Below are 14,788 nucleotides of genomic sequence, written 5' to 3'. Positions count from 1 at the left end.
CGCAGGCGATTTTTCCTGCTGTGCGAAGCGAAATCCGGGAGGTGTGCCATGCCATCGTGGCGGGTGCGCGATTTTCACGACGACGATCTGGACCAGGCGATCCACATCTGGGACCAGAGCAGGGGGGGTGGAGAGCCGGTGTTCTCCGCTGCCGAGGTGGTCTCGATCGCGCGGGCCGGTCATCCGGCGATGGTCGCAGTGGTGGAGCAGGATGTCGTGGGCATGGCAGCGGCGAAGGTGGAGGGCGAGCGGGCCTGGTTGGCGCTGTTCGCCCTCGACGCCCGGTGGCGCAACCGCGGCATCGGCAGCGCGCTGCTGACCGAGCTGGAGAAGAAGCTGCGCGGACAGGGGGTGCACCGCATCGCGAGCCTGGTCCCCGAGGGGGCCGCGGGGTTTCGGGCGATGGTCAACTCCGGCTACCGGCCGCGCACCGACCTGACCTACTTCGAGAAGGTCGAGGACCTCGACCCGGCCGACTTCGACGTGCTCGAGGAGCTCGGCGGCAGGCTGCTGCCGCCTGGGCAGTGGGACGCGCTGGCGGGCATGCAGCGTGAAAAGGACGTCATCGAACGACGGGTCGTGTTGCCGATCTCGCATTCCGCACAGGCCGAACGCCACGGCGTGCTGCCTCCGAAGGCGATCGTGCTGTTCGGGCCGCCGGGAACCGGCAAGACCAGCTTCGCCAAGGCGGTCGCCTCCCGCCTGAACTGGCCGTTCGTGGAGCTGTTCCCGTCGCGCCTGGCCGCGTCGTCCCCGGACGGGTTGGCGGCCTCGCTGCGGGCGGTGTTCGCCGAGCTGGAGGAGCTGGACGACCTGGTGCTGTTCATCGATGAGGTCGAAGAGATCGCCGGGATCCGCTCGACGCCCGCAGCCGGCCCTGCGCACGGGGTGACCAACGAACTGCTCAAGCTGATCCCTGGCTTCCGCGAACACGACCACCGCCTGCTGGTCTGCGCCACGAACTCGGTGAGCTCCCTGGACTCGGCGTTCCTGCGGCCGGGCCGGTTCGACTACATCATCCCGGTAGGCCCGCCGGACCCGCCCGCCAGGCGGGCGATCTGGTCGCGCTACCTCGGCCCGGCGCGCGACAACGTCGACCTGGACCTGCTGGTGGAGCACTCCGATCTGTTCACCCCGGCCGACATCGAGTTCGCCGCGCGCCAAGGCGCCCAGGCGGCCTTCGAGCGCGACGTGCTGCACGACGACGGCGGGCTGGCTACGACGAAGGACTACCTGCGGGCGATCTCCGACACCCGGCCGACGCTGACTGCCGGAGCCATCACCGAGTTCGAGCAGGACATCGAGGCCTACACCAGGTTGTGATCGATGTCTCTCCACAGGGGACGACGTTGTGTCGGCTTTGCTGAGCGCCGCACGAGGCTACGGGATCCCCTCCGGCCTCAAGGGTTGCTCCGCGATCGCTGCGCGGCGGGCCTACTAGCCCGTCCTTGCCCCGGAGCCCCTGCGGCCCGCTGCTATCCAGCGGCACGGGCTGGACCAGTGGCCTTGCCCGCAACCGGACACGGCGACCCGGTCCGAGTCGCAGGCTGTGGACACCTTCGGGAACACAGCCGGCGACGGCACGCAGGCTCCAGTGCCGTTACTCGGGAATGACAAACTCGAGGAGCTGCCGGCCCGGTCCGCAACGTGCGGATGTGCTGGACCAACACCTGGCGAACGACCGAGTCAGACGGATCTGGCCAGCGCGCGCCGGAACGCGGTGGCGACACTCGGCGCCAGAGTACGAACATTATCGACCGGCGACGCGGTGGCACCACGACCCGGCCGCAATCTGTTTGGGCGCGAACGCTCGGGGTGAGTCCTCGGACGCTATCATCGGCCTGTGGGCGACAAGGTGTCGAATGAGTCGACGGAGCTGCTGTCGGTGCGCGAGGAACAGCGGCGGATGACGCGTCAGCGGATCATCACCGCGGCGCGGCAGGTGTTCGAGGAGCGTGGCTACGGGCAGGCTTCGGTCGGGGATATCGCGAAGGCGGCGAAGGTCAACCGGGCGACTTTCTACCTGCACTTCACGAACAAGGCCGAGGTTTTCACCGAGGTTTACCGCACCGTTCGGGAAGAGCAGAGTGCGCAGTACTGGTCGCTGCTCGGGCGGGCGCTTGCCGAAGGTAAGGCGGCGAGTGTGCGCGAGTGGCTCGACAAGGCGCTGGTCTGGTGGGAGGACCAGGCGGCACTGCTTCCGGCCATCCACGAGGCGATGGCGAGCGACCTGGAGGTCGCGACCCGGTGGAAGGACCAGCTCGACCAGTTGGCCGGCGAGCTGGGCGAGTATCTCGCCACTATTCCCGAGGAGCGACGCGACCAGCAGCGACTGCGTGTCGAGCTGCTCATGGTGCAGCTCGACCAGCTGTGCTTCCGCGCGATCGTGCAGAAGGTCTTCGTGATCGAGAGGGAGGCGCTGCTGGATGTCGTGACCGGGCTGTGGGTCGACGCGCTCGGTCTGGCGGACTAGCACGAATGCAGTTTGATCAACACTCTGATGCTTGACTCGACATAGTGTCGTCTCTACTCTTCCCTTGAGACCTTCGCCACCCGTGCTTCGTCGCGAGTGCGCAGGTCAGGCGAGACGTACTGCAACCCTGTGCAGGACGGCTCGCTCAGTCGTCGGCGGTCGAGGTGTCACCAGGGAAGGTGCCTCAGCGCGCTGGCCTTCGCCTCCATGTCAACGACGACTCGGGAGCCCCGATGCCCTCCTCCAATCCCGGCGTGGTCCCCCCTCCTCCAGCGCTCATGCGACGCGTGACCTTGGCGGCCGCGATCGGCAACACCGTCGAGACCTACGACTACGCGGTCTACGGCTTCTTGACAGTGATGCTCTCGAAGCTGTTCTTCCCTGTCTCGCAGCCGGGGGTCGCCCTGCTCTCCGCGTTCGCGGTTTTCGGCGTCGCCTTCGTGGTACGACCGCTCGGTTCGCTGATGTTCGGCTCGATCGCGGACCGGGCCGGGCGGAAGCCCGCTCTGGTGGCGACATTGGTCCTGATGGCGGGCGCCACCGCGGCGATCGGTCTGCTGCCCTCGGCCGCTTCCATCGGAGTGTGGGCGCCGATCCTGCTCGTGGCGTGCCGGTTGCTGCAAGGGCTCGCCGCCGGTGGCGAGTACGGCACCGCGATGACGTACGCCGCCGAGTTCACGCCGCAGCGCCAACGAGGCGCGATGACGAGCCGAGTGCAGATCGGGAGTGTGGTCAGCCTGCTGCTGGCCGCGGGCATCGTTCTCCTGTTGAGCGCGACCCTTCCACCCGCGGCGATGGCGTCATGGGGCTGGCGGATCCCGTTCCTCCTGGCGCTGCCGCTCGGGCTCGTCGGCCTGTACATTCGCGCCCGGCTCGACGAGTCGCCCGAGTTCCGCGAGCTGGAGCAACGGGCTCAGGTCACGTCCTCGCCGGCCAAGGACTCGTTCACGAAACATTGGCGGCTCATCGTCCTCATCTTCGGAGTCGCCGCGTTCCAGCAAATCGGCTACTACGTCGCCTTCACCTACGCGCAGTCCTACATCATCCAGCTCGGTTTCACGCAGGCGCAGGCGACGCTGGCGACCGTCATCAGCATCGCCGTGGCGGTGGTGCTCGTCGCGATCGGAGGCCCGCTGTCGGACCGATGGGGACGGTGGCCCATGCTCCTCGGGGCTTCCGCCGGAACGTTGGTGCTCGCCTATCCGATCTTTATCGGCTTGTCCTCCGCGGCGAGCCTGGGCACGGTTATCCTGATGACCGTCTCGCTGGGCGTGCTTCCCGCGTTGTACACCTCGGTCGCACCGGCGACCTACGTCGAGGTCCTCCCGGCTCGGGTACGCGCCACGGTGTTCGCGGTTGGCTTCGCGTTGGCGGCGGCGCTGCTGGGCGGTCCTGCGCTGTACGTCAGCCAGACCCTCGTGCAGGTCACCGGTGACAGTCGAGCGCCCGCGTTGTTGCTGATGTTCGCAGCTCTGGTGAGTCTGGTTGCGGCTCTGGTCGTGCGTCGCAGGCAGCCACGGGTCCTCGCGCCGGACATCGCTGTGGCGACGGGCGAGCGGTCTCCCGAAGGCGTCTGACCTGTGTTCCTCGTCGACCTCTCCGAGGAACTCGGTGCCGTTGCGCCGCGCCTGACCTCCGAGGTGGTCGAGCAGGCTGGCACCTGCCTGCTCGATGCCCTCGCCTGTGCGTACGGCGGGCGCGACATGCCCTGGGTCACGCAGGCCAGGACGATCGCCGGCAGTGGTGACGACGTCGCGATCTGGGCGAGTGGCGGACAGCGGAGCGGTTTGGCGGATGCCGTGTTCGCCAATTCCGTTGCCTGTCACGCACTTCTGCACGAGGACACGCATGCCGAAAGCCGCGTGCATCCTGGCACCGTGGTGGTTCCGGCGGCTCTCGCGATCGGCGAGCGACTCCGGTCTCCCCTGCTCGATGTACTGCGTGCGATCGTCCTCGGCTACGAAGCGGTCGCGCAGGTCGCCGCCGCAGTGCTGACCGAGGACTTCGTGGCGCGCGGGTGGCGGGCCAGTAGCGTCTTCGGCCCATTCGGAGCCGCAGCGGCCGCTGCCCACCTGCTGGGCCTGGACGAGACGGTCACCGCGCATGCGCTCGGCATGGCGGCGAGCTCATCGGCCGGAGTGTGCCAGTGGGCGAGGGATGGGACCACGGAGGTCTTCTTCCAGAATGCGAGCGCTTGCCGCGCGGGGCTCGTTGCCGCTCTTCTGGCACGGGAAGGTGCGACGGGCTCCGCATCGGCGGTCGACGGAGTGATCGGCCTTCGTCAGGCATTCGGTGGCGTTCACGGCGGGGTCGGTGAGCCGGGGATCCGACTGGACCGGATGGCGGTCACGGCGACGTTCTTCAAGGCCCACCCTTCGTGCGCCCTCACGCAGGAAGCGATCGACGCCGCCCAGCAGCTTGCCTCCCAAGGCATCGAGCCGAACGCGGTCGTCGAGGCGACGGTGCACACCTCGGGTGCCGCGGCGCGATATCCCGGCTGCGACAACGGAAGCTCGCTGGTGACGCCGATCTCGCGCCAGATGAGCCTGCAGTTCGCGGTGGCGGCCGCTCTGGCCGATGGCGCTCTCCGGCCAGAGCGGTACTCCGGACCGCTCGATCCCGGGCTCGCGAGGCTGGCCGCGCGGACCTCCGTGGTCGTCGATCCGGTCGCCGACCGTGCCTTTCCCGCGCGCAGGGACGCGCGGGTGACGGTGCGATTCGCCGATGGCAGCACCTTCTCGGCCACCAGTCGCGACAACGTCAACCTGACCCCGGCGACGGTCGTTGAAAAGTTCCACACCTACGCGGATCCGGTGCTGGGCACCGGAGCTTCCGCCGTCGTCCGAACCGTTCGAGTGCCCGAATCCTGCCTCGACACTGCGGATTTCGTGGCCCGCCTGAGCTGAGCAAACAAGCGACATATTGTTGCTTGACTCAACACCATGCCGTATCTAATGTCGATTGCGGGCCGTGCGCCGCCCCAGGGAAGGACAATGACGTTGCGTTCCGAAGTCACGTTCCAGATCGGCTGCGACATCGGCGGAACTTTCACCGATGTAGTCGCACTGGCATCCACTGGGCAGTCCTATGTGGACAAGTCTGATACCGTCCCGGACGACCTCGCGGCCGGACTCCTTGCGGCACTGGAGAATCTCGCCGCCCGCGTGGGCATGCCGCTGGCCGACATGCTTGCGTCGACCACGCGCTTCGTCAACGGCACCACCGTGGTCACCAACGCGGTCGCTGAGCTGCGAGGCGCCACGGTCGGACTGATCACCACCCAGGGTTTCGGGGACAATCTGCTCATCGCGCGCTCGGCCCGCAATGCCCACCGGGACCACCACAAACAGCTCAATCTCCCGCAGATCGTCGCCCGGGAGCACGTGATCGAGGTATCGGAACGGATCGACTGCAAGGGACGGGTGATCGTCTCGCTGACCGAGCGACAAGCGCGCGACGCGGTCGAGGCGTTGGTGGCGGCGGGGGTGGATTCGATCGCCGTGTCCCTGTTGTGGGGCTTCGCGAATCCAGTGCACGAGGAGTTGCTCGCGTCCATCATCGAAGCCGACCACCCGGAGCTGTTCCTGAGCGTCGGGTCACGGCTGCACCCGGTGATCCGTGAGTACGAGCGGACGATGACCACGGTGCTCAACGCGTTCACCGGGATCCGGGTCGCCGAGTACACCGAACGGATCGAGCGCGAGCTCGCCGCGCGTGGGCTGCGTGAACCGGTCGCGTTCATGCAGGGCTTCGGAGGCACGCTGAGCGCGGCGGAAGCACGGCAGCGGCCGATCACGCTGATCGACTCCGGCCCGGCCGGTGGGGTGATCGGGGCGCGTGCCCTGGCCGATCGGCTCGGCCTCAAGGACATCGTGACCGCCGACATGGGCGGAACCTCGTTCGACGTCTCGGTGCTGCGCGACGCCACCCCGAACGTCACCCGGCGGGTGGTGCTGGGCGAGCGGTTCCTGACCGCGCTCTCCAAGATTGACGTGCTGCCGATCGGCACTGGCGGCGGCAGCATCGCGTGGCTGGACTCGCGCGGGGTTCCACAGGTCGGGCCGCACAGCGCGGGGGCTGAGCCAGGCCCGATCTGCTACGGCAAGGGAGGCACGCGGCCGACGGTGACCGATGCGTCCGCGGTGCTCGGGCTGTTGGACTCGGGGGCCTTCCTGGACGGTCGCCGGGCGCTCGATGTGGACAGTGCGCGCGAGACCATTGCGCGGGAGATCGGGAAACCGCTCGGGGTGGACGAGGTCCAGGCCGCCGCGGCCGTGCACCGGATGGTGGTCGCGGACATGGGCAACGCCGTTCGCGCGGTGACGGTGGAACGCGGGCATGATCCGCGCCGGTTCACGATGGTGGCCTTCGGTGGCGCACTCGGCCTGTTCGCCGCGGATATCGCCCGCTCGGTCGGTATCGGGCAGATCGTGATCCCGGCCGAGGCCGCCGCGTTCTCCGCTCGTGGCCTGCTCTCCAGTGACGATGTGCGTACCCGCGCGCGCTCGGCCATGTGGCAAGGCGGCGACGCGAGCGCGGTGCGCGCCGCACTCCAGGAGCTCGACGTGGAACTGGTCGAGGCGTTGCACGCCGCGGGCTATCCGGACGAGCGGATCGAGGTGCGTTGGGAGGGCGACTTCAAGTTCCTTGGGCAGCAATGGGAACTGCGGGTGCCGATTCCGCGGCGCGCCGACTTCGGCGAGGCGGACCTGTTCGCGATCCAGGAGGGATTTCCCGTGCGTTATGAGCAGGAGTACGGCGAAGGCACGGCCTGGGTGGGCAGTCCGGTGGTGCTGATGTCGGTGCGGGTCACCGCCACCGGCCGGGTCGACCTCATCGAGCCGACCAAACAGGAACCGGCGGCAGAGGGCGCGGTCGAGCCGGTCGGATGCCGGCGGATCCAACGCGCCGAGGGCGGGCAGACGGAGGTGGACGTCCACGACGCGCGACGGTTGACAGCCGGGGCGCGGGTAGCCGGCCCGGCGCTGCTCGAACATTCGCTGACCACCATCGCGCTGCCCGTGGGGTGGGACCTGTGCGTGGACGGCTGGGGCAACTACCTGCTGACCGACACCGAACGGGCAACTGCGGAGGAAACCGAATGACCGCCGTCAACGGGACCGGGCTCGATCCGGTGGACGTCGAAATTCTCGCCAAGGCATTGGACAACGTCGCCGCAGAGATGGGCGTGGTGATGATGCGCGCCTCGGGCAGCCCTGCCATCGCGGAGGCGGTCGACTTCTCCACCTTCATCGCGGACGCCGACGGTGACATCATCAGCTACGCCGGGTACATCACGATGTACCTGGGCGCCGCCCGCCAGGCCGTCCGCCACATCCTCGCCGCGTATCCGCGGTCGGAAATCCGGGCCGGGGACATGTTCCTCTGCAACGACCCGTTCACCACGGGTAACGCCCACGCCGTGGACGTGGGGGTGGTCCGGCCGATCTTCTTCGGCGAGCAGCTGGTGGCGTGGTGCTGGGCGGAAGCACACGTCAACGATTTCGGCGGAGCCGCTCCCGGCGGGATGGACCCCGTCGCAACCGAGGTCTACGGCGAGGCATTGCGGCTGCCCGGCGTGAAGATCATCGATCAGGGGCGTCCGGTCGACGATGTGTGGCGGATCATCGAGACGAACATCCGGGTGCCAGAGTTGGTGCTCAACGACATCCGCTGCTTCATCGCGGCCTGCCACCGCTGCGACGAGCGGCTGCAGGCGCTCATCGGGCAGTACGGCGTGGAAACCTTCCGCCGCTACGTCGAAGCCGCCAAGGATCTGGCTGAAAACGCGGTCCGGCGCAGGATCGCCGACCTTCCCAAGGGCACCTTCACCGCTGAGGAGTTCGCCGAACACAACGGTCACACCGACGAGCTGTACCCGATCCGCTGCACGCTGACGGTCAGCGAGGACGCACTGCGGTTCGACCTGACTGAGTCCGCACCACAGACCGACGGCTTCATCAACGTCAGTGCCGTGACCACATTGGGCGCGGTCGTGTCCCCGCTGCTGATCACCTTGCTGCCGGATCTGCCGATCAACCAGGGCACGCTGCGCCCGATCGAGGTCGTCACCGAACCCGGCACGATCTGCGACGCGCGGATGCCCGCACCGATGGGCGCCGGCCACATCGAGACCGGGTTCCGGATCGGGAAGGTGGTCACCAGGCTGCTCGCCGAGCTCCAAGCAGGAAGTGAGAACGCCTTCGTCCGCGAACATGTGATGGCTCCCTGGCAGGACTCGTGGAGCGCCAGCTTCTTCTACGCTCCCGACGAGAATGGCCGGCTGGTGCCGTTCCCGGACATGAACGGCGGCGGCAGCGGGGCCGGTGCGCAGGCGATCGCGGATGGCATGGACGTCAGCGGCGTTCTTGCCCAGCCGCAGAACAGCATTCCCGACATCGAGATCAACGAGCTCGTCTACCCGGTCCTGTATCTATGGCGCAAGCTCAATCCGAATTCCGGCGGGCCGGGACGCACCCGGGGCGGGGCGGGCATCGATCTGGCCTTCATGCCGTGGTACACGCCAGGCGGCCAGGAACATGTCATGGCGGCCTGTTGGCAGGTGCCGCCGTGCGGTGTCTTCGGCGGCTATCCCGGTTCTACGAGCGGTTCGGCGCTGGTGTCCGGGGCCCGGGCGGACGAGGTGCTTGACCGGGGCGAGGTCCCGCGCGGGGTGGAGGACCTCGCGGCGGAACCGGAACCCTTGCAGGGAAAGCAGTTCGGTCTTTCGGTGGGGGCTGGCGACGTGGTCGTGCTGAGAGTCGGCGGCGGCGGTGGATACGGCGACCCGCTGGAGCGTAGTCCGGAACTGGTCGCCGCGGATGTGCGTGCGGGCGTGGTCACGGCGCCGGCGGCGCTGGTTTCCTACGGCGTCGTGCTCGATTCTGCCTGCCGGCCCGACCTCGCTGCGACCGGTCAGGAGCGCGAACGCATCCGCGTGAGCCGGCGCGAGTGGCCTCGCGAAGACGGGTTGGCGGTGCGCCGTGGCTCCGCGCACGAACGGCTGACGGAACGCGGGCAGTGGTGCCAGCCGCGTGCGGGCGTCGAGCTCGCGGAGTTCGCCGACCCGGAAACAGGAACGCTGCTGCGCGCGGACGTGCTCGTGAATCCGGACTGCAACCAATGAGCCACAGCGAGAGGAATGACGTGTCTTCACCGACCGAAACCACCTTTCCGGCGGCGCTGGCAGCGCTGGCGCAGCGGTTCCCCGCTCAGGAGGCAGTGGTCGCGCCCGAGGGACGGATGACCTTCGCCGAGTTCGCGCAGCGGTGCGAGGAGCTGGCCGGCGCGTTCTCCGCCGCCGGACTGCGGTCGGGGGACCGGGTCGGGATCCTGTTGCCGAACGGGCTGCGCTGGCTGGTGACGATGATCGGCGTCCAGCGGGCCGGTCTGGTCGCGGTCCCGATCAACACCTGGTACCGCTCCGCGGAACTGGCCCATTTGGTGGGCAGCGCGCAGCTGCGTCTGGTGGTGACCGAGGAGCAGGTGTTCGGCAAGGACATGCTCGCCGAACTCTCCGCCGCTGGGCATGGCGAGGTTTTCGAGGCCGGTGCCTGCGCCGAAGGGTATCTGGGCGCGCTGTTCTGGCCGGCCACCGAGCAGTTCCCGCCCGGCATCGCGCCCGGCCCGGCCCCCGAACGGGGAGCAGGACCGGAGGACGTCGCGATGATCCTCTACACCAGCGGCAGCACGGCGCTGCCCAAGGCGGTGCCACTCGAACACGCCAAGCTGCTGCGCAATGGGCACGCGATGGGCGAGCGGATGCATATCCGGCCCGGCGACCGGCTGTGGTTCGCCATGCCGTTGTTCTTCGGGTACGGAGCCTGCAATGCACTTCCGGTGGCGCTGAGCCATGGGGTGACCTTGTGCATCGAGGAGAAGGTCGAGGGCGACGCGTCACTGGCGTTCATCGAGCGCGAGCGATGCACCGTCTCCTACGGGCTCGCCACGGCGGTACGCGCCCTGCTCGCCGCACCGAGTTTCGGCAGCAGGGACATCTCCTCGCTACGCACCGGACCGGTCGGGTTCAACGCCGAGGACAAGCGGCTGGCGATCGAAGGGCTGGGCATCACCGAGGCGTGTAGCGCCTACGGGCTCACCGAGTCGTACGGCTTCGTGACCATGACCGACGCCCACGACCCGCTGGAGGTCAAGCTGCACACCCAGGGCACCCTGCTGCCCACTCAGCACATTCGGATCGTGGACAAGGCCGGTGCCGTGTGTGCTGTCGGGGCCAGCGGCGAGATCGAGGTGCGTGGCTGCGTGATCGACGGCTACCTCGGTTCGGACGCCGTCGCCGGCACGCATTCGGCGGATGGCTGGTTCCGCACCGGTGATCTCGGTTCGATCGATTCGGACGGGCGGCTGACGTTCGGCGGCCGGTGGAAGGAAATGCTCAAGATCAAGGGCATCAACGTCGCGCCGCTGGAGATCGAGGGCATCCTCGGCGAGCACGCCGACGTCGATCAGGCCTATGTCCTCGGGCTGTCCACACCGGACGGGGATCAGGAGATGGCCTGCGTGGTGGTCCCGGACGAGCGCTGGAGCGCGGACGAAACCGAGCTGGCGCACCGGCTGCGGGATTACGTCCGGGGCCGCGCCGCCAGCTACAAGGTGCCGGCCCGGGTCGTGGTGATGTCCGCGCACGCGGTGCCGCAGACCCACACCGGCAAGGTCAGCAAGCTCAAGCTGCGCGAGATGCTGGAGGCAGCTGAATGACCCGCCCAGTGCAGGAGCGCCGCACCCCGGCGTTCGCGGAGCTGCCCACCCTTCCGGACCGGGACGAACACCATGCCTGGGACGTGTGGGGGCGGGCGGACGAGATCGGCACGCTCAACCTGATCGGACCGCCGCAGCGGCTCACCGCTGCACAGACAGTGCGCAGCGGCCAGATGATCTCGCTGACGTTGCCGTTGAACGAACCCGATCCCGGGCTGTTCGACGAGCGCGACCGCTTCCAGCACGTGGTAGAGGACACCGCAGCCGGGCACGACGACAAACTGGACGGCTTCTACCTGCAGGGTTCCTCGCAGTGGGACGGGCTGCGGCACATCAACGCCGGGCGACACGGCTATTGGGGCGGCCGGAACGAAACCGACCTCGCGACCAGCGACGTGCTGGGCGTAGACCGGTGGGCCGAGCACGGCTTCGGCGGCCGGGGCGTGCTCGTCGACGTCGCCGGTCACTTGAACGCCCAAGGCACGCCGCTCGCACCGGACGAGCCGGTGGAGATCACCGCGGCGATGCTTGAGGAGGTCGCCGCGGCGCAGGGAACCATCTTCCAGTCCGGAGACATCCTCGTGGTTCGCACTGGATGGACGGAGTGGTACCGGGAGCTGCCTGCGGCGGACCGGGCCCGGATGCGCGGGACCATTGGCAGCGGGTTCGCGTGCCCCGGTCTGGAGTCGGCGAAGGACATGGCTGGCTACCTCTGGGACCGCGAGTTCGCGGCGGTCGCGGTGGACAACGTGGGGGTCGAGGTCTTCCCGGTGAACCGCGCCAAGGGCTTCCTGCACCGGAGGCTGATCGCCTTGCAGGGCATGCCGTTGGGCGAGCTGTGGCATCTGGATCGGCTCGCACGGGCTTGTGCGGAACGCGGGAGTTACGAGTTCCTGCTCGTCTCCGGGGTGCTGCCGCTGCCGCGCGGGGTCGGCAGCCCCGCCAACGCCCACGCGATTCTCTGACGCATCGAGAAAGGACTTCCCAATCGTGATGTCAAGCCGCCGCGGTGATGGGAGGTGAACCTTGATAGCACTGTCCGTCGCGGATCATTGCCCACAGGACGTTGAGGCGTCGGCGGGCGAGCGCGAGCAGGGCTTGTTTGTGGCCCTTCCCTTCACTTCTCTTCCGCTGGTAGTACGTCTTCGAGGCAGGGCATGTCGTGATGCTGACCATGGCCGAGAGGTACATCGACCGCAGCAATCCACGGTGATAGCGGCGGGGTCTGCGCAGGTTGCCGCTGACGCGGCCGGAGTCACGGGGTTGCGGGGCCAGGCCGGCGAAGCCGGCCAGGCGGTCGGCGCTGCCGAAGGCCTCCATGTCGCCGCCGGTGGCGGCGAGGAACTCAGCGCCGAGATTGGTGCCCATACCGGGCAGGCTGCGGATCACCTCGGCGCTGGGATGCTCGCGAAACCTGGCCTCGATCAGGGCGTCGAGTTCGGCGATCTCCTCATCGAGGGCGATCACCCCCTTCGCGAGGCGGACCACCATGGTGGCGGCGAGCTTCTCGCCGGGCAGCGCGGTGTGCTGGGCGTGGGCAGCATCCACAGCTGTCTTGGCCAGGGCGGCAGCACCACGGACTTTGTGGTTGCGCAGCCAGGTTTCGATCCGTTTGGCGCCTGCGCGGCGGATCGCGGCAGGGGCCTGGTAACCGGTCAGCAGCACGATCGGGCCCTTGTTCGTCATCTGCAGCGCTCGTTCCAACGCGGGGAAGATCTCCAACAGCTGAGCCCGCAGCCGGTTGATCTGGCGAGTGCGGTCGAAGACCACGTCCACGCGCCGGGTGGTCAGGGTGCGCAGGTCGACGGCGATCTCGTCACCGGGCCGCAGCAGGCCGAGGTCGCGGCGGACGCGGGCCTGGTCGGCGATGACGAAGGCGTCCTTCGCGTCGGTCTTGCCCTCGCCTTTGTAGGTGGCCGAGGCACGGTGGACCGCGAGCCCGGTGAGGTAGGCCATCGGCTGGTCGTGGTTGAGCAGCAGGCCGATCAGCAGGGCGGCGCCTCCGCGGTTGAGGTCGACGGCCCACAGAACGTCGGTGGATATCTCCAGGACATCACCGATCAGCCCAAGCAACTCGGTCTCGTCGTTGCCGACCCGACGGGACAACAGACGCTCGCCGTCCGCGTTGATCACCACACAGTGGTGATGGGTCTTGCCGATGTCCACCCCGGCCCAGATCTCGGGCACGTTCCCTCCGCCAGCTCGTCGTCACATCGATCCCGCAGACGACCTCGCCGACGTTGTCCTACAACAGCGATCACATCGCGTATCCCAATTGGCGGTCGAGTCGTCGCTGGGGCCTGGGCGGCCAAGTCCTTTAAGCCATCCACCGGCTCCGACATGCCAGCCATACCCAGAACCCCCGGGCCCTCCGATCCTACGAATGACCAGATCAGACCCACGCCTGAAAGGTAGGACAGGACATGCCGCTAGGGCCTGTACGTCAGGTGGCGATCGTCGGGATCGGCATCACCGAGCTGTCCCGGATTTCCGAGCGCAGCGGGCTCGACCTGGCCGCAGAAGCGCTCCAATTAGGACTGGATGACTCCGGCCTCGCCGCCGGGGACGTGGACGGCCTGTTCACGAACGTCGGATACCCGCTGTCGATCGACTACGACCGGATGGCGGAAGCGTTCGGGCTGCAGGTGCGGGCGGCTGTCCAGACCTGGAGTCACGGCCGGTTCGTCGGCCCCGCGCTGCAAGCCGCGGCCCAGGCCGTGGCACTCGGCACCACGGAGGTGGCTGCCTGCCTGGCAGGCGTGTCCTTCTCCGGACTGGGAATGGTGGGCGGCGCCGGTGACGTGGAAGGGATGCGCCAGGGCGGCGGGTCGCACGGAGAGTTGCCGCACTACGGCATGACCGCTCCCGGAGCGGGTGCTGCGATGGCCTTCCGCCGGTACTGCGAACGCTATGGCGCCGACCCGGAACTGATCGCTGCGGTGCCGATGGCTATGCGCCGGCACGCCCGGCTCAACCCGAACGCGCAGATGACCAAACCACTGGAGATAGCGGACTACGAGGCCCAGCCCTACATCGTAGAACCCTTGCGCCGACCAGACTTCGCGCTGCTCAGCGATGGCGGCGCATGCCTGCTGGTGACCACTGCGGAGCGAGCGCGCGATCTGCGTCAGCCCGCAGTGATCATTTCCGGGATGCAAGGGCTCCGTGCCGGTCTGGACGAATTCATCTTCGCCCCTCCCGGACTGGGGGTGTTCACCCAGGGCGATGCACGCCGGGTCGAGAACCACCCGGTGTACGCGATGGCTGGGCTGGACGGGCCGGGCGATGTGGACTCGTTGCAGCTCTATGACGCGTTCTCGCCCAACGTGGTGTTCGTGCTGGAGCGCTTCGGCTTCACCGGCGAAGGGCAAGCCCTCGACTGGTTGCAGAACGGCCGGATCGAACTCGGTGGTGAGCTGCCGGTGAACACGGCGGGCGGTCTGCTGTCCGAGGCCCACATTTGCGGCTGGGGCCACATGGCCGAGGCTGCCCGGCAGATTCGCGGCCAGGCCGACGACCGGCAGGTACGCGGCTGCGAGGTCGTCCAGTGGGCGACTCCGTTCGGCGACTCGATTGTCTTCACGAAGGACCGGTGAG

General features: G+C 68.2%; 10 protein-coding genes. 9 read left to right on the top strand and 1 reads right to left on the bottom strand.

Annotated elements, in window-relative coordinates:
- Positions 1–48 precede the first annotated feature (48 nt).
- From ACWEV3_RS18205 to ACWEV3_RS18170, 8 genes are all read left to right on the top strand, one after another.
- Positions 49–1,323, top strand: coding sequence for an ATP-binding protein (locus tag ACWEV3_RS18205; protein WP_452614989.1), 1,275 nt, complete (start codon positions 49–51; stop codon positions 1,321–1,323).
- Positions 1,324–1,843: 520 nt separating this feature from the next.
- Positions 1,844–2,473, top strand: coding sequence for a TetR/AcrR family transcriptional regulator (locus ACWEV3_RS18200; RefSeq protein ID WP_452614988.1), 630 nt, complete (start codon positions 1,844–1,846; stop codon positions 2,471–2,473).
- Between the two features lie 287 nt (positions 2,474–2,760).
- Entirely contained in the window at positions 2,761–4,050 is a 1,290-nt protein-coding gene (locus ACWEV3_RS18195) for an MFS transporter (RefSeq protein WP_452614987.1), read from the top strand.
- A gap of 3 nt (positions 4,051–4,053) precedes the next feature.
- The gene (locus tag ACWEV3_RS18190) at positions 4,054–5,379 is read left to right on the top strand and encodes an MmgE/PrpD family protein (RefSeq protein WP_452614986.1); all 1,326 of its coding nucleotides are present in this window, start codon (positions 4,054–4,056) and stop codon (positions 5,377–5,379) included.
- A gap of 87 nt (positions 5,380–5,466) precedes the next feature.
- Positions 5,467–7,578 (top strand): hydantoinase/oxoprolinase family protein, encoded by a 2,112-nt coding sequence (locus ACWEV3_RS18185; protein ID WP_452614985.1) that lies wholly within the window; start codon positions 5,467–5,469, stop codon positions 7,576–7,578.
- Positions 7,575–9,599, top strand: a complete 2,025-nt coding sequence (locus ACWEV3_RS18180) for a hydantoinase B/oxoprolinase family protein (protein WP_452614984.1) — start codon at positions 7,575–7,577, stop codon at positions 9,597–9,599. The genes ACWEV3_RS18185 and ACWEV3_RS18180 overlap by 4 nt, the downstream gene beginning before the upstream one ends.
- 20 nt (positions 9,600–9,619) lie before the next feature.
- Positions 9,620–11,191 (top strand): class I adenylate-forming enzyme family protein, encoded by a 1,572-nt coding sequence (locus tag ACWEV3_RS18175; RefSeq protein ID WP_452614983.1) that lies wholly within the window; start codon positions 9,620–9,622, stop codon positions 11,189–11,191.
- Positions 11,188–12,156, top strand: a complete 969-nt coding sequence (locus tag ACWEV3_RS18170) for a cyclase family protein (protein ID WP_452614982.1) — start codon at positions 11,188–11,190, stop codon at positions 12,154–12,156. Before ACWEV3_RS18175 ends, ACWEV3_RS18170 begins: the two co-directional genes overlap by 4 nt.
- 31 nt (positions 12,157–12,187) lie before the next feature.
- Here ACWEV3_RS18170 and ACWEV3_RS18165 read toward each other — a convergent pair whose 3' ends face one another.
- Positions 12,188–13,378: an IS110 family transposase gene (locus tag ACWEV3_RS18165; RefSeq protein WP_452614981.1), complete on the bottom strand. Its 1,191-nt coding sequence runs from the start codon at positions 13,376–13,378 to the stop codon at positions 12,188–12,190.
- 260 nt (positions 13,379–13,638) lie between these two features.
- Between ACWEV3_RS18165 and ACWEV3_RS18160 the strand changes: the two genes are divergently transcribed.
- Positions 13,639–14,787 (top strand): thiolase family protein, encoded by a 1,149-nt coding sequence (locus tag ACWEV3_RS18160; protein WP_452614980.1) that lies wholly within the window; start codon positions 13,639–13,641, stop codon positions 14,785–14,787.
- The last annotated feature ends 1 nt before the right edge of the window (position 14,788 follow it).

It is taken from the genome of Saccharopolyspora sp. NPDC003752 (genome assembly GCF_053605825.1).
Note: the sequence above shows the minus strand (reverse complement) of the source record. Positions and strands in the feature narration are given on the sequence as shown.